Source organism: Alteromonas sp. KC3, assembly GCF_016756315.1.
GTDB lineage: Bacteria > Pseudomonadota > Gammaproteobacteria > Enterobacterales > Alteromonadaceae > Alteromonas.
Genome location: NZ_AP024235.1, coordinates 342,953 through 364,624 on the forward strand (window position 1 = coordinate 342,953; position 21,672 = coordinate 364,624).

Below are 21,672 nucleotides of genomic sequence, written 5' to 3' on the forward strand. Positions count from 1 at the left end.
TATTACGATAAAAAGGTTCTTATAATGTCTGAAAGAATAATAATCAGTGCCACCTTCAACCCAGCCGTAAAAACTTATTGGTTAATAAGCTTACTATTGGTTTCAACTATCACTGTAGTAGGAATACCAGTCTTAATTATATCTATTCCCCTATTCTTTCTGATTAGTAGCAAAATATTAGCCGCGATGTCAGCGATTGTGACTGAGCGAAAACTCGTGGTAAAACGAGGTGTGTTTAATAAAGAAGAGAAGTCTATTCCGCTAGAGAAGATAACAGATGTCGCTATGGTGCAAGGGCCACTAATGCGCGTCTTCAATCTTTATCGTCTGTCATTTGAAACTGCTGGGCAGTCAGCTCAAGGCGCCTTGGTTTCATTGATTGGTATCAATGACGCCGAAACATTCAGAGAAACGATATTGGCTCAGAAAGATAAGTTGTTAACGGGTAATAACGCAATGCCAGAGCAGAAAACAGATGAAAACAATGATATGAAGGTGCTAATTGCCAGCGTTAAACGTATTGAGCTACTACTAGAAAAAGCACTAGACAGTAAATAGCACTAACGTGAATTTTTCTCTTTTGAGTCTGGTATTTGTTTGCCGTCAGTATTTCTAGACGATCTTCTTAAATAAAAGCTCTATTAGCATCTACTTACTTTTAGCAATGTGACTGTTTTTTGGTAAACTCTATCGGATATTTTTTTAGTCGAAGTGAATAGGACGAACCAATGGCCGTATTCGGTACAGTATTTATGCCACAAATGGCACTTGCTACCTTTGTCAACGATAAGTGGACTGACACCGAATTTGTCAGCGCAGATAGTATTCAATTGCATCCTGGTGCACATGTGCTCCATTATTCGAGCACTTGCTTTGAAGGCCTAAAAGCATTCAAACACGAAGATGGTAGTATTAACATTTTCAGAATGGACAAAAACATTGAGCGCTTTGCTCAAAGTAGTCGTCTTTTAAACTTGCCTGAAATAGACAAAGCGCAAGTAGAAAAAATGATCATTGATATTGTTGCGAAGTACGCGTCTGAAGTACCTGAGCCTCCTGGTTCGATGTATATCCGCCCAACGCACATCGGCACAGAAGCGTCTATAGGTAAAGCAGCAGCGCCATCAGCAAGTTCAATGTTGTATGTATTATTATCGCCAGTTGGCGATTATTTCGCTGGCGGTGCAAAGCCACTACGCTTGCTACTGGATGAAACAGGGATGCGCTGTGCACCGCACATGGGAATGGTTAAAAGTGGTGGTAACTATGCCAGTGCCTTACCGCCTATTTTAAAAGCGCGCGCAGAAGTTCAAGCTGACCAAATATTGTTTTGCCCTAATGGTGATGTACAAGAGACTGGAGCAGCCAATTTCTTACTTATTGATGGCGATGAAATTATCACTAAAGGGTTAGATTCAAGTTTCTTACACGGTGTGACGCGCGCTACGGTGCTTCAAATTGCTAAAGATCACGGCATGAAAGTAAGTGAGCGTGACATCACTGTAGAAGAGCTTTTAGAACGATCAGCAAAACCGAATACTGAAGCGGCACTTTCAGGTACTGCGGCAGTTCTTACGCCAGTAGGTACTTTTATCCATAATGATAAAGAGTATCAGGTTGGAAGTGGTGAGGCAGGCCCAGTAACTATGAAGTTAAGACAGGCGCTAAATGATATCCAGTGGGGTAAAGCAGAAGACACTCACAACTGGTTAGTGAAAGTACCTCGCTAGTTCGATGGAACACCAATAAAAAAGCCTGCATAAGCAGGCTTTTTTGTATCTAAACGGTAACGGCTTATTTTGCTTTACCTTGTTTAGCCACGGCATCCATCATCGCCTTAATAGCTTCTGGATCGCCTAAGTATTCTTTTGAAATTGGCTTTAGGTTTTCATCTAGTTCATAAACTAGTGGTACACCAGTAGGTATGTTCAGGCCAAGAACTTCTTCATCTGACATGCCATCTAAGTACTTAACAAGTGCACGCAAACTATTGCCGTGAGCGGCAATAATGACACGCTTTCCAGCTTGGATATCTGGGCGGATAACATCGTGCCAATACGGAAGTACGCGCTCAATAGTAAGCTTTAAACTCTCTCCACGAGGAAGAATGTCAGCATCAACATGGCTATAACGAGGGTCGTGGCCAGGGAAGTGTTCGCTGTCTGTTTCTACCGCTGGCGGTGGAATATCGAAACTACGACGCCAAATCTTAACTTGCTCTTCACCGTGTTTAGCGGCAGTCTCTGCTTTATCTAAACCTGTCAATCCACCATAGTGACGCTCGTTTAGTCTCCAATGGCGCTCAACTGGTAAGTAGTGCTGGCCCATTTCTTCAAGCGCAATATTCAGCGTTTTGATAGCACGTAAAAGCACAGACGTATAAGCCTGATCAAATGCAAATCCAGCATCTTTAAGTAGCTGACCAGCGGTTTTCGCTTGCGCTACGCCAGTGTCAGTCAAGTCAACGTCGTGCCAGCCTGTGAAACGGTTCTCAAGGTTCCACTGACTCTCTCCATGACGAATAAGTACCAATTTATACATAGTTGGGTTACCTGCGGCGTTAGAGTGAGATAGTCTGAAGTTCGCCACTATGGACGTTCAGACGTATATTTTAAAAACTGTCGATATCATCCTTGATTGGCATCAAAAAATCCAGTTTATACGCAGACAAAAGTGCAGGTATGACGAGTAATTATAAAATAAATGTAGACTGCCAAATGTTCTGTCAGCCTACTTACGATTGCCTATATAAAACGACTTAAATCAGGATGTGCTATATCTAACCATTGTTTCATTGAAGGCTCTTCAATAAAACTGAAGTCGGCAAAGTCAAACCCTGGCGCCACGGTACACCCAACTAATGAATAGTCGCCCATACTTTGTGCTGCTTGAAAATGGCCTGCATTAACTACCTCCACGTACTCATTTCCTTCGCCACCAATGCGTCGTTCCCACAACTGCTGTTTATGCAATTGCAAAAGTTGCAGTGGTGCGCCTTCGTAATGATTCCAAACTTCATCGTGTAAAACGCGATGAAAGCGGCTTACCTGCCCTTTAAGTAGTAGAAAATAAATGTGCGTAAGTGCAGGACGAGTATCACCGTGAACGAATGATTGGGTTTCATGTTCAGACCGAAATACCTGACGATAGAAGCCACCTTCTGGGTGAGGTGTTAAGTTGTACTTTTTTACTAGTGGGTGGGTCATAGTTGTGTCGTTACTCTTTCGCCTTTTTGGCTGCGCATTATTTAGCAAAGCGCAAGGCTGTTCTAATCGAACTTAAGCATACCGTTTGCGCCTTTATAAGAAAACAAGAATGTTATATCAATGTAAATGGTAAGTGCTCTTATAAGTCAGGTCGCTATTATCCAATGTGAACTTTTTTTCATGTGTTTTGCGTACAAATAAGACTATCAAGCGTCTGGGGTAAAAACCCACGCTTATTAAAATAACCTTTGAACAGGCAAATAAGGATGGAGAGCGTATGACATACAAGTTTTTTTCACAGCTAGAGGTGAAGGGGAATACCTACAAGGCAGTCAACTTAGATGGTATCGGTAAACAGTATGCGCTCGACCGACTCCCTTTCTGCATAAAAATTTTACTTGAGAACCTAATTCGTCACGAAAATGAAGAGTTCGTATCAAGTAACGATATTGAACAAGTCGCAAAGTGGGATGTGACTAACCACGTTGACCATGAAGTATCGTTCGTGCCTGCCCGTGTAATTTTGCAAGATTTTACAGGCGTTCCTGCAATTGTTGATTTAGCCGCTATGCGAGATGCAGTTGATAGACTCGGTGGCGATGCACAAGCAATTAATCCGCTCAATCCGGTTGAGTTGGTTATAGACCACTCTGTTATGGTTGACCATTTCGCTGTAGAAAATGCCCTAGAGAAGAACACCGATATTGAGATTGAGCGAAACAAAGAACGTTATCAATTTTTGAAATGGGGGCAGTCGAGTTTTGACAACTTCAAAGTGGTTCCCCCTGGGCGCGGTATAGTTCACCAAGTTAACTTGGAATATCTGGCGCGCTGTGCATTTACCAAACAAGAAAATGGCGAAACCTTAGTGTATCCAGATACCTTGGTAGGCACAGATTCACACACCACTATGATTAACGGTTTAGGTGTATTAGGTTGGGGTGTCGGTGGGATTGAGGCCGAAGCGGCCATGCTCGGTCAGCCAGTTACCATGCTATTGCCAAAAGTAGTCGGCTTTAAATTATCAGGTCAGCTACCTTCGGGGGTTACGGCTACTGACATGGTATTAACCATTACAAAGCAACTGCGTGAACACGGTGTAGTGGGCAAGTTTGTGGAGTTTTACGGCCCGGGATTGAAGCACCTTACCACCGCCGACCGTGCGACAATTGCTAACATGGCTCCGGAATACGGCGCTACATGTGGTATTTTTCCAATTGATGATGTTGCCCTTGATTATCTTAAGTTAACCGGCAGAGACGAACAGCAAATAGCACTTGTTGAAGCGTATGCGAAATTTAGTCAGTTATGGCATGACGACCATTCAAAAGATGCTGAGTATCATGAAACGTTATCACTTGACCTTAGCGATGTAGTGCCATCTATCGCTGGCCCCAAACGTCCTCAAGATAAGATTGCATTAGATGAAGCCGCTAACGCCTTCAAAGAATGGCATCGTTCACAAATCGACATTAAAGTGGTCGATGAAGAAGCCGACTTTGTGGCTGAGGGCGGTTTAGGCACTACCGCAGACGTTGATGAAGATCACGATTCATTTGTTGAGTTCAGAGGCAGTAAATTCAACCTTGAAGATGGCGCTATTGTTATTGCCGCGATCACAAGCTGTACGAATACATCGAACCCATCTGTATTGGTTGGCGCAGGCCTACTTGCCAGAAACGCGGCGGCAAAAGGTCTAACCCGTAAGCCTTGGGTCAAAACGTCGTTGGCTCCGGGGTCACAAGTTGTCACACAGTACCTAGAAGATGCTGGGCTCATGGACCCTCTAGAGGCGCTTGGCTTCAACTTAGTGGGCTATGGTTGTACTACGTGTATTGGTAATTCAGGTCCATTACCCGACGCCATTACCGATGCCATTCGAAAAGCCAAACTAACAGTGACGTCTGTATTGTCTGGAAACCGAAATTTTGAAGGGCGAATTCACCCTGATGTAGCAGCAAACTATTTGGCGTCACCCCCATTGGTCGTGGCCTACGCGCTAGCTGGCAATATGAATATCGATATAACCAAAGAGCCGCTGGGGAAAGCCGATGATGGTTCGCCTGTGTATCTGAAAGATATCTGGCCAAGCGAAGATGAAATTCAAAAGTACATTGCTGAAAATGTAACTGGCGATCTGTTTAAAGAGAAATACGCCGATGTTTTCAAAGGTAGCGGTGAATGGAATTCTCTAGAAGTCAGTAAAACATCAGTGTACGACTGGCCTGAGTCAACCTACATAAAGCATCCGCCATTTTTCGAAGTAATGGGTAAAGAGCCTGAGGCGCTTAATTCGATTGAGAATGCGCGGTGTTTGGTTAAGGTAGGTGACTCAATTACTACTGACCATATCTCTCCTGCTGGCGCGATAGCTAAAGACAGCCCTGCAGGTGAATACCTACAAGCTCAAGGTGTAGAGCCAAGTGACTTCAACTCGTATGGCTCTAGGCGTGGTAATCACGAAGTTATGATGCGCGGAACCTTCGCGAATGTACGTCTGCAGAATCAATTAGCGCCTGGTACCAAAGGCAGTGCCACCACCCATTATCCAAGCGGTGATAGCATGTCTATCTTCCATGCAGCTATGCGCTACAAAGACGATGGTGTGCCTGCAATTGTTATAGGTGGTAAAGAATACGGGACTGGCTCAAGTCGCGACTGGGCAGCGAAAGGACCTTCATTAATGGGGGTTAAAGCGGTAATGGCTGAAAGCTACGAACGTATTCATCGTTCTAACTTAATTGGAATGGGTATTTTACCCCTACAATTTAAAAGCGGCGATAGCGCCTCTTCATTAGGCTTAAAGGGTAATGAGTCTTACTCTATTGACGCTGTATCGCGCGGACAAAAAGAGGTGAGTGTTACGGTTAATAGTGATAAAGGTGAAAGTAAGTCTTTCATGATGGACATTCGTATCGATACATCGAATGAATTTACGTACTTTGAGAATGGCGGAATTCTGCATTACGTTATTAGAGAATACTTGAAAAAGTAACGCCTGATTCTATTATCAACTTACATCAAAAAATAAAAAGCCCAGCTTAGCTGGGCTTTTTTATGTATTTAACGGCACGTACCAAGAGGGTTATTCTCCTCCAACTATCTGTACTTGAGCCAAATCAGTGTCGCCTTTAAGGACTTTAAATATTGCATCTTGAACCAGCGTGCGCATACCGTCGTTGGTCGCTTGCTTTTTCATTTCAGCAACGCTGGCTTCCTTATAAACAAGCGAGCGTAACTCTTGAGTCATACCTAATAGTTCATGTACGCCTGTTCTTCCTTTGTAGCCTGTATTACCACATTCTTCACAGCCCTTAGCACGGTAAATTTCAAGCGGTGCAGTAATATTAAGTTCGGCCATATGTTCTTTGCCGTATTGACGCTCAATGAACGCAAGGTCTGTATCAGTGGCGACGTACTTTTCTTTACAATTTCCACATAAGGTTCGAACAAGTCGTTGGGCAAGTATACCCACACAGGCGTCTGAGAAGTTTACCGGATCAAGGCCTAAGTCTAAAAGTCGGGTAATGGTTTCTGGTGCTGAGTTTGTGTGAAGCGTTGACAAAACTAAGTGACCAGTTAACGAGGCTTCGATACCTGCGTGTGCGGTTTCTTTATCACGCATCTCACCGATAAGAATAATATCAGGGTCGGCACGTAAGAATGCGCGCAGGGCGTTCGCAAAGGTGAAACCTATTTTGGGGCTTACTTGTACTTGTTGTAATCCTGGCTGGGTGATCTCCACCGGGTCTTCAGCGGTCCATATTTTTTTCTCAGGGGTATTTAAGTACCCTAAAATGGCATGAAGTGTGGTGGTCTTACCGGAACCAGTTGGGCCCACAACCAATAGTATTCCATGAGGCTTTTTAATCATTTCCTCAAGGCGAGCACGGTTGTTTGGCGCTAAGTTCATCTTGTCTATCGGCATAGCACCGCCCGATGCCAATATACGCATCACAACGCCTTCGCCCGCAACCGTTGGTATTGTTGCAACACGCACTTCCACAAGCTGTCCATTCATCCTAAATGCCAACTTACCGTCTTGCGGAACGCGCTTTTCCGCAATATTAAGGTTAGACATTATCTTAATACGCGCAATTACTGCACTGTGATGAGAATTAGGTACTTGGTTCATATCGCGACACACACCATCGACACGCATGCGTACGCGGGTCGGTGCGTTTTTCTCAGGGTCGATATGAATATCAGATGCGTTTAGTCGTTTAGCATCGTGAAGTATTCGGCTTACCAGACGAACAACCGCAGGGGCATCATCCGATAATTCGTCAACATGCTCGTCATTTTCTTCAGTAGAGGTGCCTATCTCATCAAGAATGTCACTCATTTCGCCCGGTGCGCCACCACCGCTATTTTCACCTAAGTACTGTAGTATCAGGTTGGGGAGACTAACCGCGATCTCATAGGTATCGATACCCATAGCGCTTTCAATTTCCATTAATAGCGCGGCGTTATTTGGCTCCGCCATTAAAACGATAGGCTTATCGTGAGCATCAGCAATAACAGCAACGTAATTGCGCTTTAAATAAGAGACATTCAGGCGACTGTCATTTTCGAATTTGTGGTACTTCTCTGGCAGGTAGGGAATATAAGGTACTTGGTAATGAATAGAGAGCGAATTACCAATTTCCTGCTCCGCTATACGGTACTCAGAAATGAGACGCTGAACTAATGCACGAATATCAGGCGTTGATTCTTGCAATTCTTTTAATGTTGCTTCTTCTAAAAGGCCCTTATGAACTAAAAGGTCAAAGGGATTGTTTGTACCGCCTAATTCAAATCTAAATTTGTCACCAAGTATAAGCGCAAGCGCGTTTCCGAGCTTGAGGTCTTCTTCGCTAAAGGCACCGCTATTTTTATTAATAACTTGAATCACACCCATCATCACGCCGGCGTTCATGATCGGCACGCAAAGAATGTTCTGCGTTTTAAAATCGTTGTCTTTGTCAAACTTATCAGCAAAGCGTAAACGAGGATGAATGTTCTGAAGTAACGACGGGTTGTAAGGGTCAGCAACAATAATGGCTTTTTGAGAAAGCGCAACATAACCCGCAATCGACATCGGGCTAATAGGAACTTTAATTTCTAGCGTCTCTTTCCCTGTCTTAAAACGCGCAACCAAATCCTGATGCTGGCGACGACGTTGAAAAATACTCATGCGTTGCGCGCCAAACAAATCGAGTATGATTGGTTCTAACAAGCTATACGCATCAAGTAGCGTAGAGTGATTATTTAGAATACGTTTTATTTGCGCAAACGTTTGTTGGTTATCTACTACTTCCATATCTTCTCAATTCAAAGTGTTCAACACGCCCTGTATGTATGCTACGCATCGTCAGAGTTAACCGATCGTCCAATCAAGCACTTATATATAACACGAAACGAACAATACTACTTACAGAAGCTTATATACATTCGTATAGACTATAAACAAGACAAGTTCGACGACGTTGTCGATATTTAACTTAAAATAACAGAATACTCACAGATTGGCCTCCTTTACAGGCATGAAGTGAAGTCACATTCTGATGAAACGCTGGCGATCAATAAATGCACATTTATTTCGTACAAAAAGCAAACTTGGCCTTGCATTACAGTCTCCTTTCTGTATAATTCGCACCCACTGCCCAATTAGGGCATGTAATTTTTAGCCGCGACCTCACTGCTTTTAGGGTGGTTGCCGAAGTAACGGATTCATCTTTACTGATTAGCCTGTTGCTGGCGTGCTAGAAAAAAGAACAGGGTTCCGATTGGGAACCATCGGTTTACGCACATCCTTTCTTTCCGGAATAAATGGAAGAGAAAGGGTGAATTTTTTTGTTCTTTCGATTGGAGCTTAATCGATGCCAAATCAAAGAATTCGCATTCGTTTGAAAGCGTTTGATCACAAGTTGATCGATCAGTCTACGGCTGAAATCGTTGAAACTGCGAAACGCACTGGTGCTCAGGTAAGTGGTCCTATTCCTCTACCTACTCGCAAAGAACGCTATACAGTTCTGATTTCTCCGCACGTTAACAAAGACGCGCGTGATCAATATGAAATCCGTACTCACAAGCGTTTGGTAGACATCATCGAGCCAACTGATAAAACAGTTGACGCGTTGATGCGTTTGGACTTGGCTGCTGGCGTTGATGTTCAAATCAGCCTGGGCTAATAAGAGAGGGTTATAACAATGGCGATTGGTCTAGTCGGTCGTAAAGTGGGTATGACTCGCATCTTCACTGAAGATGGCACGTCTATCCCTGTGACTGTTATTGAAGCGACCCCAAACCGCGTTACTCAGGTTCGTACTGAGGAAACTGACGGTTATCGCGCTCTTCAGGTTACTGCTGGAACTAAGAAAGCTAACCGCATCAACAAAGCTGAAGCAGGTCACTTTGCTAAAGCTGGTGTTGAAGCTGGACGCACTCTAGTAGAATTCCGCCTAGAAGACAACGAAGGTGCCGATATTGAAGTAGGCAGTGAAATCACTGTTGAAATCTTTAACGACACTAAAAAGATTGATGTAACTGGTACATCAAAAGGTAAAGGTTTCCAAGGTGCTATCAAACGCTGGAACTTCAGTTCTCAGCGTATGACACACGGTAACTCTTTGTCACACCGTGCTCCTGGTTCAATTGGTCAAAACCAATCACCAGGTAAAGTATTCAAAGGCAAGAAAATGGCTGGTCAGCTTGGTAACAAGCAAGTGACTACTCAGTCTTTGGAAGTTGTACGTGTTGACGTAGAGAACGGCCTTATCCTAGTTAAAGGTGCCGTACCTGGCGCAACTGGCAACGATGTAATCGTAAAGCCAGCTGTTAAAGCGTAACGTCTGGGGAGTGAACTGATGGAATTAACATTGAAAGACGCGCAAAGCGCTCTTGAAGTATCCGAAGCGACCTTTGGACGTGAATTCAACGAAGCCCTGGTACACCAGGTAGTTGTAGCTTACGGTGCAGGTGCTCGTCAGGGTACAAAAGCGCAGAAAACTCGCGCTGAAGTTCGTGGTGGCGGTAAGAAGCCATGGCGTCAAAAAGGTACTGGCCGTGCGCGTGCTGGTACAATCCGTAGCCCAATTTGGGTTGGCGGTGGCCGTGCTTTCGCAGCTAAGCCTCGTGACTTTGACCAAAAAGTTAACAAGAAAATGTATCGCGGTGCGATCAAGAGCATCTTGTCTGAACTAATCCGTCAAGACCGTTTGGTTGTTGTAGAGAAGTTCGGTGTTGACGCACCTAAGACTAAAGCTCTTATTTCTGCACTTAACGAATATGAACTAAATGACGTTCTAATCGTTACTCCTGAAGTTGATGAGAACTTGTTCCTAGCGGCGCGCAACTTGTACAAAGTTGACGTACGTGACGTAGCAGGCATCGACCCAGTGAGCTTGATTGCATTTGAAAAAGTGCTAATGACTGCTGATGCGGTTAAACAACTTGAGGAGGCGTTAGCATGAGAGAAGAACGTCTACTGAAGGTGCTAGTAGCACCTCACGTTTCAGAAAAGTCTACTATGGCTGCTGAAGCGAACAACACAGTTGTATTTAAAGTAGCTAAAGACGCGAACAAAGCTGAAATCAAAGCAGCAGTTGAAAAACTGTTTGAAGTTGAAGTTGAAGGTGTTCGTACTGTGAACGTTAAGGGTAAAACCAAGCGTCACGGCATGTCTTTCGGTAAGCGCAGCGACTGGAAAAAGGCCTACGTGGTTCTTAAAGAAGGTCAGGACATCGACTTTGTCGGTGGTGCTGAGTAAGAAGGGGATTAGAAATGCCATTATTGAAAGCTAAGCCAACTTCTGCCGGTCGTCGTCACGTTGTTCAGGTCGTTAATCCTGACCTGCACAAAGGTGCACCTTACGCGCCTTTGCTAGAGAAAAACAGCAAGTCTGGTGGTCGTAACAACGGTGGTCGTATCACGACTCGTCACATCGGTGGTGGTCACAAGCAACACTATCGTGTAATCGACTTCAAACGCAACAAAGACGGCATTCCAGCTAAAGTTGAGCGTTTAGAGTACGATCCAAACCGTTCTGCGAACATTGCTCTAGTATTGTATGCAGACGGTGAACGTCGTTACATTCTAGCTCCTAAGGGTATGAAAGCAGGTGATGCAATCCAGTCTGGTTCGGACGCTCCGATCAAGTCTGGTAACACACTACCTATGCGTAACATCCCTGTAGGTACTGTTGTACACGCAATTGAAATGAAGCCTGGCAAGGGTGCACAAATCGCACGTTCTGCTGGTGCTTACGCTCAGATCCTAGCACGTGACGGAAACTACGTTACCCTACGTCTACGCTCTGGCGAAATGCGTAAAGTTCTTTCTGATTGCCGCGCCACCATTGGTGAAGTTGGTAATGCAGAGCACATGCTTCGTTCACTAGGTAAAGCTGGTGCTACACGCTGGCGTGGTGTTCGTCCTACCGTTCGTGGTGTTGCCATGAACCCGGTTGATCACCCACACGGTGGTGGTGAAGGTCGTACATCTGGCGGTCGTCACCCAGTAACTCCTTGGGGTGTTCCTACTAAAGGTAAGAAAACCCGAAGCAACAAGCGTACTGATAAGCTTATCGTACGTCGTCGTAACAAGTAATAGCGAGGATTCACCATGCCACGTTCTCTCAAGAAAGGTCCTTTTATTGACCTTCACTTGCTGAAGAAGGTAGAGGCTGCAGTGGAAAAGAACGAACGTAAACCAATCAAAACTTGGTCTCGTCGTTCTATGATCATCCCAGATATGATTGGGTTGACCATTGCGGTCCATAACGGTCGACAACATGTACCTGTCATTATTAGTGACGAAATGGTCGGCCACAAGTTGGGCGAATTTGCGCCAACGCGTACTTACCGCGGCCATGTCGCGGATAAGAAAGCTAAACGTTAAGGGGTAGGAAGATGGAAGCATTAGCTAAACACCGTTTTGCCCGCACGTCGGCTCAAAAGGCACGCTTGGTTGCGGATCAAATTCGCGGAATGCACGTTGAGAAAGCTCTTGAGCTTCTTACGTACAGCCCGAAGAAAAGCGCAGCGCTAGTAAAGAAAGTATTGGAATCTGCGATTGCTAACGCAGAGCACAACGAAGGCGCAGACATCGATGAACTTCGCGTGTCTAAAGTTTTCGTTGACGAAGGTCCAACTATGAAACGTATCAAGCCACGTGCTAAAGGCCGTGCTGATCGTATCTTCAAGCGCAGCAGTCACATCACTGTGGTTGTAGCGGATAACTAGGAGTAGATAATGGGACAGAAGGTACATCCTACAGGTATACGCCTGGGTATCAGCAAACCATGGACATCTACCTGGTACGCTAATACTGCAGACTATGCAGACAACCTGTATAACGATCATCAGGTACGTCAGTATCTGACTAAACAACTTAAGAACGCTTCACTTTCTAAGATCGTGATCGAGCGTCCTGCTAAGAGCATCCGTGTAACTATTCACACTGCTCGTCCAGGCGTTGTAATCGGTAAGAAAGGTGAAGACGTAGAGAAGTTGCGTAACTACGTATCTAAGCTAGCCGGCGTGCCAGCTCAGATCAACATCGCTGAAGTACGTAAGCCAGAGCTAGATGGCCAGCTAGTAGCTGACAGCATCTCTAGCCAGCTAGAGCGTCGTGTTATGTTCCGTCGTGCTATGAAGCGTGCGGTTCAAAACGCAATGCGTCTAGGCGCGAAAGGTATCAAAGTTGAAGTTAGCGGCCGTTTGGGCGGTGCAGAGATTGCACGTTCTGAATGGTACCGTGAAGGTCGCGTTCCTCTGCACACTTTCCGTGCGGACATCGATTACGCAACCTCTGAAGCGTCAACTACTTACGGTATCATCGGCGTTAAAGTATGGATCTTCAAAGGTGAAGTTCTAGGTGGTCTACCTACAACTCAAGAGCAAGCACCAGCTGCTCAACCTAAGAAGAAAGGCCGCAACGCTAAGCGAGAGGGCTAATCATGTTACAACCAAAACGCATGAAGTTCCGTAAGATGCACAAAGGCCGCAACCGCGGCTTAGCAGCGGGTAATACTGTTGCCTTTGGTACTTACGGCCTTAAAGCAGTTGGCCGTGGTCGAATGACTGCGCGTCAAATCGAAGCAGCGCGTCGTGCTATGACTCGTCACGTTAAGCGTCAAGGTAAAATTTGGATTCGAGTTTTCCCTGACAAGCCAATTACTGAGAAGCCTCTTGAAGTGCGTCAAGGTAAAGGTAAAGGTAACGTTGAGTACTGGGTATGCCAAATTCAGCCTGGTCGTGTTCTTTATGAGATGGAAGGTGTTCCTGAAGCTCTAGCACGCGAAGCGTTTGAATTGGCAGCGGCTAAACTGCCATTTAAAACAACCTTTGTAACTCGGACGGTGATGTAATGAAAGCGACTGAACTGAAAGACAAAAGCGTAGAAGAGCTGAACGCAGAGTTGATTAACCTGCTACGCGAACAGTTCAACCTGCGCATGCAGCACACAACAGGTCAGCTTGAAAAAACTGATCAGTTGAGAAAAGTACGTCGTAACATCGCGCGTGTTAAAACCATTCTGACTCAAAAGGCTGATGCGTAATGACTGAGCAAAAAATTCGTACAGTACAAGGTCGTGTGGTTAGCAACAAGATGGATAAAACCATCACTGTTGTAGTTGAACGTTTTGTTAAGCACCCAATCTACGGGAAGTTCATCAAGCGCTCTACTAAGCTTCACGCCCACGACGAAAACAACGTGTGCAACCAAGGTGACGTAGTAACAGTACGTGAATGTCGCCCATTGTCTAAGAACAAAACTTGGACTTTAGTTGACGTTGTAGAAAAAGCTGGCGTTTAATCGCTAACTTTTTTCAAAGTCTTAAAAAAGCCGCTTTCGAGCGGCTTTTTTGTTTTTATTTTACGACACGTTTGAGCGAAGTATCAGGCGATTGGGAGATTAAAGAAAAATACAGTTCACTGTAGGCTTTCATCATTGGTTCGATGCTAAATTCGCTGCATACGTGCTCGAACAATGCGTTACCTAAACGCGTACGCTTGTCACTGTTATCCATAAGGTCAAGCAGGGTTTCCGCTATACCGTCAATATCACCTGGTGCAACCATAAGTCCCGTCTCATCATGCTTAATAACCTCTGGTATACCGCCGACAGGACTGGCTATTACGGCACACTTGCTCGCACCAGCCTGCAATAAAATGACGCCCAATCCTTCGGTATACGACGGATGAATGACGATATCAATAGAAGGCAGTATTTTGGCAACATCTTTTGAGAAGCCGCATAGTTTTACATTGTTCTGTAGTTTATGACGGTCAATAAGTGCTTGATAGCTCTCTTGTAATGCCCCTTTGCCAAAGAGTAAACAGGTAACATTTGGGTTTTGTGCTATAACATCCTGCATCGCCAGAATGATATCGGCTTGGCCTTTTCTAGAGATATACTGCGCGAAATTGCCAATGACGAGGTGTTCGTCGGGTATATCAAACGTACTGTTTAGCCACGCCCTGTCAGCGCCTTGGGAGTACTCATCAATGTCTATTGCTGAGTGGATGACATCTTGATGAACTACGCCTTCGCAGTGCAGTGAAACCACTTGCTGGACGCCATGAGAAATACTGATGACTGCGTCATATTGCTTGTATTTGTAATAGGCAAATTTTGACTCGGGATTATCAACTCGCCGAGTACAGATGGCGGGAATTCCGGTGATTTTAGCAAGTATTGCGCCCCAAACATCTGCGCCACGACGACTGTGAACATGAATAATAGAGGGATTGACCGACTTAACAACGTCCAACATTCGCTTTATACAGAAGAAATCAGCCTCACCCTTGTAAGCAATTGGATGTATGCGGCAACTGTCAAATCTGACTTTACTAATGTCACTGTCATCGGTACATAACAAGTGCTGCTCAATGACACTATTTGTTTCTAGTGCCTTAATCAAGTAAGCAACTTGTTTGGCACCGCCATACAAATGACGTCCAAGTTCTATGTGGAGTACGCTGTTACTCAAGTGACGTCCTTAGTCTTTACTGGAATACTTGTTATATACGGCAATAAACTGCTAAAGACCTTTTTAGGTGACAAATTTTTCATACAGTCATACTTGGCATCACAGCTTGGTCTTCTTCTGCATGGTGCACAATCCATATCCTCAAAAAGCACATGGGTATAAATACTGTTTGTTTGGGTATAGGGGCGCGTTGATCCGAATAAGGCTACAGTCGGCTTTTTGTAGCATGTCGCTACGTGCGTTAAACCTGTATCCACACCGACAAAGGCAAAACAGGTGTTAATTAGGCTTATGGACTCATCTAAGCTCACTTTACCTGCCAGTGAAACGACATCATCGTTATCAAACGTTAACCCCTCAGCGTGAGCGGCGTCTTTGGGGCCACCCAAAATTGCGATAGGCATGGTTGTTTCACTGCGTATAAGCGCTATAAGCGTCTGCCAGTGGGTGAGTGGCCAATGCTTTTGGGGGCGAGTTGTAAAGGGGGCTATAGCAATATAGGGTGTATCTAGGCCTAAGGTTGCTGCAGTTGCTTGCGCACTTTTTGCTTTATCTTCACTCACCGCAATGCACATATCATAATCAAACGCACTGATAGCATTGGCATAACGCACTTCACTTTTTGCATTTAAAGAAGTCCCATTTACGAGCGTATGAATGTAGAAAGCGAGTTTCTTATATTCACTTGAAATGCTCGGTGACGTGGGTTTATTGACTACCTTGTTGAGCAGAATATGGCTGCGCTCTTTACTCTTAAAACCAATACGCATTCTGGCGCCGCTGATAAATGCAAAAAACGCACTTTTGATTAGTCCTTGTGCTTCTATCGCAACTGAAAAATGTTGTTGCTGCAAGTGTTGCCTAAATGCCCATACGGTTTTACATAGCTGCCAGTACTGTTTATCTTTTACCAGTCGTTGCCAGTCTGATTTGGGCCAAGTAATGACATCGTCAACATAGGGGTGTGATTGCACAAGGCTTTTGTATGGCGCTTCAACTAGCCAAGTCAGCTTTGAATCGGGGTAACTTCGTTTAATGCTAGACGGCAGACCTGAAGCCATTACAATATCGCCTATTGCGCTTAACCGAATAAACAAAACTCGCTGATGTTGTTGTGGCATTGAAAGTCTTTTAGAGCGATTCGTGACAATAGCCAAAAATAACAACACAGTTTAGAGTCAGTTTAATGACTGCTACATTACACCGTGTAATGCTAAGGACTTAACTATGTTTGCTGCCGACAAAAACGGCTACAAACCTACTTTTATCGAAGATGTCTGTCGCTGGATATACTCATCGATTTTAACGCTGCTCATTCCCTTTGCTTTTCTGCAGTTGATGTTGCGAAGTAAAACACGTAACAAAGACTACAATCACAGACGCTTTGAGCGTTTCGGTTTTGTTGCTACACCTGCTAAATCAGGTGGGTACCTTTTTCACTGCGTATCGGTAGGCGAAGTTGTTGCCGCGTCTTGTCTTATTAAACGCATAATTGAAGATGAGCCTGAAGCCCAGATAACCATTACAACAACAACACCAACAGGCTCGGCGCGAGTGAGAGCCATTTTCGGTGACAAGGTGCATCACTTCTATCTTCCATATGACTTACACATGGCCATGGCAGGTATGCTAAAGCGGGTTAAGCCAAAAGCAGTACTCATCACTGAAGTCGAGTTGTGGCCAAATCTAATACATGCCTGTTGGAAGCGCGAAATACCAGTGATGGTTATAAATGCGCGGATGACTGATAGATCAGCGCGTCGTTACAAAAAAATCGGGAAGTTGTTTAATCCCATGCTCGAGAAGCTTAATCACATCTGTGCTCAGGGCGAGCGAGACTTTAAAAACTATGCTTGGTTGGGTGTGCCGAGCAATAAACTCACGTTAACCAATAATATTAAGTTTGACCAAGTCGCGTCGCTATCAGGTGAGAAACAGCATTTCTTAGGACTTGAGCATTCAATTAAACCTATCTTGGTGGCGGGTAGTACCCATGAACCTGAAGAAACCACCATTCTTGACGCAGTACAACGCTTGTGGACGCTATGTCCCAGTATGCGTGTGGTTATTGTACCGCGACATCCTGAAAGGTTTGACGTTGTGGCCAAGATTCTAGAAAAGCGCGGCCTATCTTTTGTGAGAAGCTCACAAGTTAGCGACGTCGCTGACGACATTAATATCGTGCTACTCGATGAAATGGGGAAGTTGAATCAAGCCTATTCTGTTGCCACATTTGCGTTTGTAGGCGGCTCGATAGCCGATAGAGGCGGGCACAATGCACTTGAGCCTGCAGCTTTTTCCATTCCCATTATGATGGGCCCCCACACCTACAATAACCCTGTTATATGCGGATACTTACAGGAACGGGGAGCGCTAAGTATTGTGGAAGACGCTCAACAAATAGCAGACAAACTGAGTGCATGGTTGTCTGAACCTGACAAACGCTCTAAAGCAGGTAAGGCTGGGCGAGATGTTTTAGATGAAAATAGTGGAGCGCTTGAGACAACGCTAACGTGTATAAAGCAGTATTTACAGTGAAGCGTGCGCTAAAAGAAGTGCCAGTTTTTCAATGGTTTGGTTAAAATTCGAACCCCGTAATGGTGCGCTGCATGCACTAAAGTGGTTTAAATACGTCGAAATCGTGATTCGTTTAACACGTTGATTTAGCTTAACATGCTGTTCTAAATGGATATTTCTTTTATGGCCTTGGTATTGCTATAAAAAGCACGACAGTGTGACAATGGTAAAACATTAACAATAACGCTTCTGGCAACGGAGCACTGTGTCACGCGTTCTCCAGGGAGAGGCCTCCTGCCGATGGGCAGGAGGTTTTCTTACTTCAAGACTCTACGATTTTCTCTTCGCTGCGCTCCGGCTCAATAAGGCTAATAATTCGCCAACCAGCTTTGGGTTCAATGCTATTGCCATTGATGAATGTATAACTTTTGCCTTCGCTGTTTATCGCGATAAGTGGCGTTGCTCTTACACCATACTGCTTACTGTATTGTTCATAAGTGAATTCGTCAGAAAGCCTTGTGGTTTTCACCATTGCACCTCTTGCTATCGCAGAGGCAAGGTAGCCATATGTTACGCCCTCATCGAACAAGGTTAGCTTTTTCGCGTACTGCTCGCTTACTTGGTGACTTGGTCGTGCTGACTGTTCGTTGTTGGTTAATGCCCATACTTTGTCTTTACCTAGCGTGTATTCGAAGTGATAAGCAATAAGTGGGTTAAGTTGCTTGTACGGTGACATAATCAGTACTGTGCCAAATGTTGCTATATCAAGGTGTCGGGCAGCGTGATCTGACATTGGGTTTCCGAAATAGACTGGAATGTCGGCCATTCTAGCTTCGCGGATAGCGTCCCAGTTTGTGTCTGCAATCGTTACATCTATTTTTTGTTTCATCATTTCAGCGGCTAAAGTCCGGTTAAACTTACTGCCGCCAAATAATAGGTAACCAGTAGGTGCGGGCGCGCGCACTTTTAACAACGATGCCACAGTTCGAGACGTTAAGCTTTGTACTACTACCGTCGCAATAATAACCATGAACACTATTGGTACAATGATACCTGCTCCCTCGTAGCCTATTTCTTCGAGCTTCAAAGAAAACAACGCCGAGACAGCCGCAGCAACAATTCCCCGTGGTGCAATCCAGCTCAGTAGGGCCAACTCATTCAGCTTTAACCCTGTGCCTATTGACGACGCTAATACGGAAAGTGGCCTTGCGACGAACATGATGGCGGCTAACACGACCACTGAGCCCCAGCCTACATCAATGACCGACTGAAGATTAAGACGTGTGGCAAGCAATATAAAGAGCCCTGAAATAAGCAAAACACTGAGTGTTTCCTTAAATTCTAAAATATCCTCTACCTCAACATCTTTCATGTTGGCCAGCACCATACCTGTGATGGTCACAGCAAGTAGCCCCGATTCGTGCGCGACGTAATTGGACGCTGCGAACACGCCAAGAATGATTGTGAGTACAGCAGTATTGAGAAGGTAATGAGGAATTAGCTCTTTACGGATTGAAATGCCCAATAGGTACCCAGAAGCAAGTCCGAGAACTGAGCCAATACCAATCGTCTTGCCAAACGCGATGAGCGTATGCGTTATTGCAGATTCTTGAGACGCTACAATGAACTCAAATACCAACACCGCGAGCAAAGCACCGATAGGATCGATAACAATCCCTTCCCACCGTAAAATATTTGCCAGGTTTGTTTTTGGGCGTACGGTACGCAACATGGGGACAATTACAGTAGGACCGGTTACGGTAACAATTGCACCGAACAAAAATGACAGCTGCCATGACAGATCAAGACTGTAGTGTGCAGCAGTGGCAGCGACTATCCATGTAACCAATACGCCAATGGAGCATAAGTTGCGTACCATATTGCCGTGGCCTGCAATATCGCCAAACTTTAGCGTTAGCGAGCCTTCAAATAAAATTATAGCGACTGATAAGGAAACAACTGGAAAAAGTAGATCGCCAAATAGCGCGTCTGCATCAAGCACGCCAAACACTGGACCAACAACAATACCTACAATTAACAGCGGTAGAATAGCAGGCAACCTGACTTTGTAGGCAAGATACTGGCAGCCAATAGATAATAAGCCGACGGCAACAAGAGAAAGTAGCGGATCTGACAAAAGTGTGTCCTTAGTGTTTTTGTATTATTCCAATGTATATCAGCCTAAGTAATTGTCATAACGATACTTTAGACTAATGCGGCTTTATACGGCGGTGTATAAAGTTTAGACCAACACACTGAAATACGCTGTAAAAAGCACCGCCTCCGTTCGTCTGTTCTGATATTATCTCAAGATACTATTATTTGGATTTCTCGGTTGAATACGCACATTCGCTACTGTTTTGTAGTCATTTTATTTTTCACAATTGCGGCGTGTGCTATCCACTATCCACAGCCGTCTGCCGAATTGAAAATAGAAAACAGTGTTGTACTGCCACTCGTACTCGCTGAAACCTCTGGTTTATATTGTGAAGATGAGGTGCTTTATTCGTTAAATGACTCTGGTAACGCCCCTGTGGTGTTTTCGATTTCCCGCACTGGTAGCGTAAATAATGAAGATAAGTTGGCGCTTACTAACCGCGACTGGGAAGCTATCTCTGCAGACGATAAAGCTTACTATATTGCTGATGTTGGCAATAATAAAGGGCGTAGAGCGACAGTAAGTATTTACAAAGTAAGCCGTAGCGACGTGAACGACTTTAGCGAACTCACACTTCAATACGCTAAAAACGATCCTTCCGCTAATATGCCCTATGCCCACGATTACGACGCAGAAGCAATGGTAAAGGCGCCAGAGGGCTTATTGTTATTTTCGAAAAGCTGGCGCACCGGTGTAGGCCATGTTTATCGTATCAACGAAGGTGAATCGTCGCAGATATTAAGCCCCATTGCCGATATTGAAGGTCTGCCAGGTGTAATAACGGGTGCTGATTTTGATAAAAAGCGTAATTTGTATGTTTTTACTGGATACAAATCAGACCCCTTCGGGAATTTTTCTGCTTTTCTAGCTCAAGTATCAACGACATTTTCGGTAATTAATGTGTGGCCACTTAAATCTTATAAGCAAGTAGAAGGCGTGTGCGTCGACTCATCAGGAGACTACTGGTTTAGTGAAGAAGCGACAGAAGGGCGACAAGCAACGCTCAATCGAGCGGTAGTGCGTTGAGTTAACGTCAACAAAAGCGACGTACATTATACGCACTCACGGGGTTAGTTATCACAATTAGTCTATTAGTAAAATGGCTAATACCCAACCAATACATTTCCTGTCTATACTGAAATTGTGAAGAGAGAAAGTTGTTTTCGATCACAGTGAAGAGGCAGCGAATATGCGTCGTATTATCAAGCCACTTTTAGCAGTATGTGTGTGTCCCTGTCTGTTAGTATCAACAGTGGCGAGCGCTTCTGCGGTCGAAAAAGCCGAGCGTTGGATAAATCAATATACCTCTGACGACAATGCGTTTTCTGTTTCACTTACCAAAAACAAAATCCAATTCAAAGGCTGTAAGCAGAAGCAATATCAACTTGCTCTAAGTCAGCAAATTTCACCTCAGTTCAATGTAGAAGCGGTAGTGCACTATAACAAAGGGCTTTTGGATTATGGTGTTTTGTCACAGCGGGTGAGAAGTCATGAGTTTGAATTGGTCAGCTGGTGGGATAAGGGCGATTACCGTGTGGGATTGAGTCACAAAGTGCGTCCTCGCCATGAAATGCGCATTCCAGTGGCTGATACAATACAACTTCCCACAAGCAGAACAGCAGGTATATATCTGGAAGTGCCATTCAAAGAAGATTCTCACCTTCTCACCATTGGCGCACTACAAGAATCGTGGGAAGCTGATGGTGCTTCCCTTACCCTACCTTGGCGAACTAGTCGCGACAACCAAGTGAAAGTGCAATACGCCTTTACCTTCTAGGTGCCAGCGCATGCATGTCAATGTAAACGATTACCGCA

23 protein-coding genes are annotated in these 21,672 nt (G+C 44.7%); 17 read left to right on the top strand and 6 right to left on the bottom strand.

Annotation, left to right across the window (positions count from 1 at the left end; genetic code table 11):
* Positions 1-24 precede the first annotated feature (24 nt).
* Positions 25-558: a PH domain-containing protein gene (locus JN178_RS01495; protein ID WP_202263269.1), complete on the top strand. Its 534-nt coding sequence runs from the start codon at positions 25-27 to the stop codon at positions 556-558.
* A 170-nt stretch (positions 559-728) separates the two neighbouring features.
* Entirely contained in the window at positions 729-1,730 is a 1,002-nt protein-coding gene (locus JN178_RS01500) for a branched-chain amino acid aminotransferase (RefSeq protein WP_159627396.1), read from the top strand.
* A gap of 64 nt (positions 1,731-1,794) precedes the next feature.
* Here the strand turns inward: JN178_RS01500 and gpmA are convergent, their stop codons facing one another.
* Complete coding sequence (gene gpmA / locus JN178_RS01505; protein WP_159627395.1) at positions 1,795-2,541, bottom strand: 2,3-diphosphoglycerate-dependent phosphoglycerate mutase; 747 nt, start codon at positions 2,539-2,541, stop codon at positions 1,795-1,797.
* A gap of 203 nt (positions 2,542-2,744) precedes the next feature.
* The gene (locus tag JN178_RS01510; protein ID WP_202263270.1) at positions 2,745-3,206 is read right to left on the bottom strand and encodes a cupin domain-containing protein; all 462 of its coding nucleotides are present in this window, start codon (positions 3,204-3,206) and stop codon (positions 2,745-2,747) included.
* A gap of 277 nt (positions 3,207-3,483) precedes the next feature.
* Between JN178_RS01510 and acnA the strand changes: the two genes are divergently transcribed.
* A complete protein-coding gene (gene acnA, locus JN178_RS01515) occupies positions 3,484-6,201 on the top strand; it encodes an aconitate hydratase AcnA (protein ID WP_202263271.1) in 2,718 nt (905 codons plus the stop codon).
* A gap of 90 nt (positions 6,202-6,291) precedes the next feature.
* On the opposite strand, the gene JN178_RS01520 is transcribed toward acnA, so the two are convergent.
* The gene (locus JN178_RS01520; protein ID WP_202263272.1) at positions 6,292-8,508 is read right to left on the bottom strand and encodes a GspE/PulE family protein; all 2,217 of its coding nucleotides are present in this window, start codon (positions 8,506-8,508) and stop codon (positions 6,292-6,294) included.
* A gap of 559 nt (positions 8,509-9,067) precedes the next feature.
* Between JN178_RS01520 and rpsJ the strand changes: the two genes are divergently transcribed.
* From rpsJ to rpsQ, 11 genes are read left to right on the top strand one after another with little or no spacing between them, the layout of a single operon-like run.
* Positions 9,068-9,379: a 30S ribosomal protein S10 gene (gene rpsJ / locus JN178_RS01525; RefSeq protein WP_010179497.1), complete on the top strand. Its 312-nt coding sequence runs from the start codon at positions 9,068-9,070 to the stop codon at positions 9,377-9,379.
* Between the two features lie 18 nt (positions 9,380-9,397).
* On the top strand, positions 9,398-10,036 hold the full coding sequence (gene rplC / locus JN178_RS01530; RefSeq protein WP_131093693.1) for a 50S ribosomal protein L3: 639 nt from the start codon (positions 9,398-9,400) through the stop codon (positions 10,034-10,036).
* Between the two features lie 18 nt (positions 10,037-10,054).
* A complete protein-coding gene (gene rplD, locus JN178_RS01535; RefSeq protein ID WP_012516958.1) occupies positions 10,055-10,660 on the top strand; it encodes a 50S ribosomal protein L4 in 606 nt (201 codons plus the stop codon).
* A complete protein-coding gene (gene rplW / locus JN178_RS01540; protein WP_039217760.1) occupies positions 10,657-10,956 on the top strand; it encodes a 50S ribosomal protein L23 in 300 nt (99 codons plus the stop codon). Before rplD ends, rplW begins: the two co-directional genes overlap by 4 nt.
* A gap of 14 nt (positions 10,957-10,970) precedes the next feature.
* On the top strand, positions 10,971-11,795 hold the full coding sequence (gene rplB, locus JN178_RS01545) for a 50S ribosomal protein L2 (protein WP_202263273.1): 825 nt from the start codon (positions 10,971-10,973) through the stop codon (positions 11,793-11,795).
* Positions 11,796-11,810: 15 nt separating this feature from the next.
* Positions 11,811-12,086, top strand: coding sequence for a 30S ribosomal protein S19 (rpsS, locus tag JN178_RS01550; protein WP_012516961.1), 276 nt, complete (start codon positions 11,811-11,813; stop codon positions 12,084-12,086).
* 11 nt (positions 12,087-12,097) lie between these two features.
* On the top strand, positions 12,098-12,430 hold the full coding sequence (rplV, locus tag JN178_RS01555) for a 50S ribosomal protein L22 (RefSeq protein ID WP_071816771.1): 333 nt from the start codon (positions 12,098-12,100) through the stop codon (positions 12,428-12,430).
* 9 nt (positions 12,431-12,439) lie between these two features.
* The gene (gene rpsC, locus JN178_RS01560; RefSeq protein WP_014947978.1) at positions 12,440-13,144 is read left to right on the top strand and encodes a 30S ribosomal protein S3; all 705 of its coding nucleotides are present in this window, start codon (positions 12,440-12,442) and stop codon (positions 13,142-13,144) included.
* 2 nt (positions 13,145-13,146) lie between these two features.
* Positions 13,147-13,557, top strand: coding sequence for a 50S ribosomal protein L16 (gene rplP, locus JN178_RS01565; RefSeq protein WP_014997065.1), 411 nt, complete (start codon positions 13,147-13,149; stop codon positions 13,555-13,557).
* A complete protein-coding gene (gene rpmC, locus JN178_RS01570) occupies positions 13,557-13,748 on the top strand; it encodes a 50S ribosomal protein L29 (RefSeq protein ID WP_012516965.1) in 192 nt (63 codons plus the stop codon). The genes rplP and rpmC overlap by 1 nt, the downstream gene beginning before the upstream one ends.
* Entirely contained in the window at positions 13,748-14,005 is a 258-nt protein-coding gene (gene rpsQ, locus JN178_RS01575) for a 30S ribosomal protein S17 (protein ID WP_159627389.1), read from the top strand. The genes rpmC and rpsQ overlap by 1 nt, the downstream gene beginning before the upstream one ends.
* Before the next feature lie 55 nt (positions 14,006-14,060).
* Here rpsQ and JN178_RS01580 read toward each other — a convergent pair whose 3' ends face one another.
* Both JN178_RS01580 and JN178_RS01585 read right to left on the bottom strand, forming a co-directional pair.
* Positions 14,061-15,182, bottom strand: a complete 1,122-nt coding sequence (locus tag JN178_RS01580; RefSeq protein WP_202263274.1) for a glycosyltransferase family 4 protein — start codon at positions 15,180-15,182, stop codon at positions 14,061-14,063.
* Positions 15,179-16,303: a glycosyltransferase family 9 protein gene (locus tag JN178_RS01585; protein ID WP_202263275.1), complete on the bottom strand. Its 1,125-nt coding sequence runs from the start codon at positions 16,301-16,303 to the stop codon at positions 15,179-15,181. Before JN178_RS01585 ends, JN178_RS01580 begins: the two co-directional genes overlap by 4 nt.
* A 106-nt stretch (positions 16,304-16,409) precedes the next feature.
* On the opposite strand from JN178_RS01585, the gene waaA reads away from it, so the two are divergent.
* Positions 16,410-17,720, top strand: a complete 1,311-nt coding sequence (waaA, locus tag JN178_RS01590) for a lipid IV(A) 3-deoxy-D-manno-octulosonic acid transferase (protein ID WP_202263276.1) — start codon at positions 16,410-16,412, stop codon at positions 17,718-17,720.
* 301 nt (positions 17,721-18,021) lie between these two features.
* Here waaA and JN178_RS01595 read toward each other — a convergent pair whose 3' ends face one another.
* Entirely contained in the window at positions 18,022-19,836 is a 1,815-nt protein-coding gene (locus JN178_RS01595) for a cation:proton antiporter (RefSeq protein ID WP_202263277.1), read from the bottom strand.
* A gap of 198 nt (positions 19,837-20,034) precedes the next feature.
* Between JN178_RS01595 and JN178_RS01600 the strand changes: the two genes are divergently transcribed.
* Both JN178_RS01600 and JN178_RS01605 read left to right on the top strand, forming a co-directional pair.
* A complete protein-coding gene (locus tag JN178_RS01600) occupies positions 20,035-20,883 on the top strand; it encodes a hypothetical protein (RefSeq protein ID WP_202263278.1) in 849 nt (282 codons plus the stop codon).
* A 163-nt stretch (positions 20,884-21,046) separates the two neighbouring features.
* Complete coding sequence (locus tag JN178_RS01605; RefSeq protein WP_202263279.1) at positions 21,047-21,634, top strand: hypothetical protein; 588 nt, start codon at positions 21,047-21,049, stop codon at positions 21,632-21,634.
* Positions 21,635-21,672: the final 38 nt, after the last annotated feature.

Coding starts and splice junctions, on each gene's coding strand:
- JN178_RS01500 (WP_159627396.1), top strand. CDS start 729: ATGGCCGTATTCGGTACAGTATTTATGCCACAAATGGCACTTGCTACC.
- rpsS (WP_012516961.1), top strand. CDS start 11,811: ATGCCACGTTCTCTCAAGAAAGGTCCTTTTATTGACCTTCACTTGCTG.
- gpmA (WP_159627395.1), bottom strand. CDS start 2,541: ATGTATAAATTGGTACTTATTCGTCATGGAGAGAGTCAGTGGAACCTT.
- rpmC (WP_012516965.1), top strand. CDS start 13,557: ATGAAAGCGACTGAACTGAAAGACAAAAGCGTAGAAGAGCTGAACGCA.
- JN178_RS01605 (WP_202263279.1), top strand. CDS start 21,047: ATGCGTCGTATTATCAAGCCACTTTTAGCAGTATGTGTGTGTCCCTGT.
- JN178_RS01585 (WP_202263275.1), bottom strand. CDS start 16,303: ATGCCACAACAACATCAGCGAGTTTTGTTTATTCGGTTAAGCGCAATA.
- acnA (WP_202263271.1), top strand. CDS start 3,484: ATGACATACAAGTTTTTTTCACAGCTAGAGGTGAAGGGGAATACCTAC.
- rplB (WP_202263273.1), top strand. CDS start 10,971: ATGCCATTATTGAAAGCTAAGCCAACTTCTGCCGGTCGTCGTCACGTT.
- JN178_RS01520 (WP_202263272.1), bottom strand. CDS start 8,508: ATGGAAGTAGTAGATAACCAACAAACGTTTGCGCAAATAAAACGTATT.
- rpsC (WP_014947978.1), top strand. CDS start 12,440: ATGGGACAGAAGGTACATCCTACAGGTATACGCCTGGGTATCAGCAAA.
- rpsJ (WP_010179497.1), top strand. CDS start 9,068: ATGCCAAATCAAAGAATTCGCATTCGTTTGAAAGCGTTTGATCACAAG.
- rpsQ (WP_159627389.1), top strand. CDS start 13,748: ATGACTGAGCAAAAAATTCGTACAGTACAAGGTCGTGTGGTTAGCAAC.
- rplC (WP_131093693.1), top strand. CDS start 9,398: ATGGCGATTGGTCTAGTCGGTCGTAAAGTGGGTATGACTCGCATCTTC.
- rplW (WP_039217760.1), top strand. CDS start 10,657: ATGAGAGAAGAACGTCTACTGAAGGTGCTAGTAGCACCTCACGTTTCA.
- JN178_RS01510 (WP_202263270.1), bottom strand. CDS start 3,206: ATGACCCACCCACTAGTAAAAAAGTACAACTTAACACCTCACCCAGAA.
- rplP (WP_014997065.1), top strand. CDS start 13,147: ATGTTACAACCAAAACGCATGAAGTTCCGTAAGATGCACAAAGGCCGC.
- JN178_RS01495 (WP_202263269.1), top strand. CDS start 25: ATGTCTGAAAGAATAATAATCAGTGCCACCTTCAACCCAGCCGTAAAA.
- rplD (WP_012516958.1), top strand. CDS start 10,055: ATGGAATTAACATTGAAAGACGCGCAAAGCGCTCTTGAAGTATCCGAA.
- rplV (WP_071816771.1), top strand. CDS start 12,098: ATGGAAGCATTAGCTAAACACCGTTTTGCCCGCACGTCGGCTCAAAAG.
- waaA (WP_202263276.1), top strand. CDS start 16,410: ATGTTTGCTGCCGACAAAAACGGCTACAAACCTACTTTTATCGAAGAT.